1 protein-coding gene is annotated in these 1,213 nt (G+C 59.9%); it reads left to right on the top strand.

Annotated elements, in window-relative coordinates; all coding sequences use genetic code 11:
• Nucleotides 1-1,213, top strand: a 1,213-nt coding sequence (gene pgi / locus B3187_RS11890) for a glucose-6-phosphate isomerase (RefSeq protein ID WP_286806675.1), incomplete at both ends; no start/stop codon positions are given.

Below are 1,213 nucleotides of genomic sequence, written 5' to 3'. Positions count from 1 at the left end.
ACGTGGCGCTGCGGGACAAGTCGGGCAAGCCGATCATGGTGGACGGCAAGGATGTTCGCCCTCAGGTAGAGCGCGAGCTGAATCATATGCGCGAGCTGGTCACCAGCGTGCGCTCCGGCGAGTGGAAAGGTTTTTCCGGCAAGTCGATCACCGATATTGTCAGCATCGGCATTGGTGGTTCCAACCTCGGGCCGCTGATGGTCACCGAAGCGCTGAGCGCCTACAGCGACGATACGCTGCGCACCCACTACGTCTCGAACGTGGACGGTTTCCAGATCGCCCAGGTGCTGGAGCGGGTCAATCCCGAAACCACCCTGTTTATCGTGGCCTCCAAGACCTTTACCACGCTGGAAACCATCACCAACGCGAACACCGCCCGGGCCTGGTTCCTCAAAGGCGGCGGTTCCGAGTCCACGACCAGCCAGCATTTCGTGGCCGTATCGTCCAATGTGAAGAAGGCCGTGGAGTTCGGTGTAGCGGAGAAAAACATCTTTGAAATGTGGGACTGGGTCGGCGGTCGTTTCTCGCTCTGGTCCACCATCGGGCTGCCCATCGCGTTGCAACAGGGCTTTGATGCCTTTGAGGAGTTGCTGCAGGGCGCCTATGAAATGGATCGCCACTTCTGCGAAGCCCCCTTGGCGGAAAACGCCCCGGTCATGCTGGCCCTGGTCGGTATCTGGAACCGCAACTTCCTCGGTTATCCCTCCCATGCCCTGCTGCCTTACGACCAGTGCCTGCACCGCTTCCCGGCCTACATGCAACAGGCCGAAATGGAAAGCAACGGCAAGTCGGTCAACTGGGAAGGTGAGACCCTGACCTACGGCAGCGTGCCGCTGATCTGGGGCGAGGTGGGCATTAACGGCCAGCACGCCTTCTATCAGTTCCTGCACCAGGGAACCGACATCATCCCCGCCGACTTTATTGGCTCGGTGAAGCCCACCATTGAAGTGGAAGGACATCACGATGCGCTGATGGCCAATATGTTCGCGCAAACCGAGGCGCTGATGAAGGGCATCGACGCCGATCAGGTGCGTGCGGACCTCAAGGCCAAGGGTATGGATGAGGCGCGGATTGAAGAAATCGTGGCCCACAAGGTGCACCGTGGCAATCGCCCGACCAACACCCTGTTGATGGACAAGGTGACGCCGCGCTCTCTGGGCGCCCTGATTGCACTGTACGAGCACAAGATCTTCACCCAGGGCATCATCTGGCA

Origin of the sequence: Marinimicrobium sp. UBA4209 (assembly GCF_002381585.1) — a bacterium.
GTDB classification, from domain to species: domain Bacteria; phylum Pseudomonadota; class Gammaproteobacteria; order Pseudomonadales; family Cellvibrionaceae; genus Marinimicrobium; species Marinimicrobium koreense.
This window is presented reverse-complemented; position numbering and strand designations above follow the sequence as displayed.